The following is a 1,904-nucleotide window of genomic DNA, read 5'->3' as shown; positions in this document are numbered from 1 at the left end:
GTGTGGGTCGTGGCCGGTGTGGCGCGTGGTGTCGGTGTGCTGCTGCGCTGGGTGTGCGTCGTGCCGCTCGTCGCGCTGTGGCAGTACGTGCTCGCCCCCGTCGGGCGCGCTCTGGCCGTCGTCGGCCGGGAGATCGCGGACGCGCTCGGCATCGCCTGGCGGATCGCCGGCCGGATCTCGCGCGCCGTCGGCCGCTTCCTCGCCCTCCTGGTGCGCCGGATCCTCGTCGAGCCCGTCCGCTGGACCTACCGCACGGTGCTCACCCCGATGGGCCATGCCGTGCGGGACCACGTGTGGCGGCCGGCCGCCACGCTCGGCCGGGAGGTGCGGGCCGCCGTCCGCCGGGCCCGCGCGGACGTGCGGCGCGCCCTGTTCGGCGCGCCGCAGCCCGCCGAGCCCGCCACGTTCGTGCAGGCCGGGGACCGGCGGGAACCGGGCGACGCCCGGACACGTACTCTTGGTAGGAGTACGACCCCTCTCACGAAGACCGACCTCCACTAAGGATCAGGACACTGGGCAAGCGACAGCCCGTAGGCCCGCCGCCCGCACCCGCGGTGCAGCGCATCCGACTGCGCTACACCAAGCGCGGCCGCCTCCGGTTCACCAGCCACCGTGACTTCCAGCGCGCCTTCGAGCGTGCGCTGCGCCGCGCCGAGGTGCCCATGGCGTACTCGGCGGGGTTCACGCCGCATCCGAAGGTGTCGTACGCCAATGCCGCACCCACCGGCACGGGCAGTGAGGCCGAGTACCTGGAGATCGCGCTCACCGCGCCGCGCGACCCCGAGAAGCTCAGGGAGCTGCTCGACGAGTCGATGCCCGTGGGCCTCGACATCGTGGACGCGGTGCAGGCCCACACCTCGGGCCTCGCCGACCGGCTCACCGCCTCCGTGTGGGAGCTGCGGCTCGACGGGGTGGACGTCGAGGAGGCCGCACGGGCCGCCGAGACGTTCCGCGCCGCCGGGACGGTCGAGGTGCAGCGCCGGACGAAGAACGGCATCCGTACGTTCGACGCCCGCGCCGCCGTCGTCAGCCTCGAAGCCGTCGCACCCGATGTTCCGGCTGATAGGCCCACCGGCGAGGCCTGTGCGATACTGCGCCTGGTTGTTCGGCACGTGACGCCCGCCGTTCGACCCGACGACGTCCTGTCCGGTCTCCGCGCCGTGGCCGACCTGGCGCCGCCGGTCCCCGCAGCGGTGACCAGGCTGGCGCAGGGGCCTTTCGATGAAGAGACCGGCACGGTGACCGACCCGCTCGCGCCCGACCGCGAGGCAGACCGGGCCGCCCTCACGGCGGCCCCTGGTTCTGCCACCGCGACGGCGTCTGCCGTGGAAGGTTCCGCGTAAGGCGGTCGTCGTAGCGCCGCCCTCGTACTCGGGAGCCACCTGGGTCGGGCAGCGCACCCACCCAAGGACTTTCGCCAGGCCGTACGTACATCGCGTACCGGAACCGGCGAGAACAGACAGAGAGCCCCCGTGCGGCGCCCGCGCCCCGGACCGGCGGCACCGCGAGCGGAATTCCGCCCGCGCGAGCCGCGGACGTCACCGGTCATGGACCAGGCGCGGCGCCCGGGGGCCTGACGGGAGATCCACCCGCATGCCCGAGCGCACCGAACCGACCACCCCCGAGGTGGACAGCCCCAGCGACACCCTGCCCCCGCGCCGTCGGCGCCGGGCCGCGTCGCGCCCCGCCGGACCGCCGCAGGCCGTGGCCGCCGACGCCGTCGAGGACCTCACCGACGAGGCCGAGGAGGCCGCCGTCGAGACCCCGGCCGCCGTACCGGCCGCCGAGACCCCCGCGCAGGACGCCGCGCCCGCGAGGCCGCGCCGTCGCGCCACCCGCCGCGCCACCGCGCCCACGGGTGCCCCGGCCGCCGCCGAGGCCGAGACCGTCGTCGCCGCGGCCGA

Annotated in this window: 2 protein-coding genes and 1 pseudogene; all 3 read left to right on the top strand. The window is 75.6% G+C overall.

Translation table 11 applies throughout. The annotated features are described in order from the left end of the window. Positions 1-501 (top strand): annotated as a pseudogene (locus GTW43_RS33970) (hypothetical protein); the annotation flags it as partial. Between the two features lie 53 nt (positions 502-554). Beyond that, the gene (locus tag GTW43_RS33965; RefSeq protein WP_161305819.1) at positions 555-1,343 is read left to right on the top strand and encodes a TIGR03936 family radical SAM-associated protein; all 789 of its coding nucleotides are present in this window, start codon (positions 555-557) and stop codon (positions 1,341-1,343) included. A gap of 250 nt (positions 1,344-1,593) precedes the next feature. Continuing rightward, the coding region (locus GTW43_RS33960; RefSeq protein ID WP_161305818.1) for a hypothetical protein at positions 1,594-1,904 on the top strand (311 nt) is incomplete at its 3' end.

Source organism: Streptomyces sp. SID5785 (genome assembly GCF_009870065.1).
Taxonomy (GTDB): Bacteria; Actinomycetota; Actinomycetes; order Streptomycetales; family Streptomycetaceae; genus Streptomyces.
This window is presented reverse-complemented; position numbering and strand designations above follow the sequence as displayed.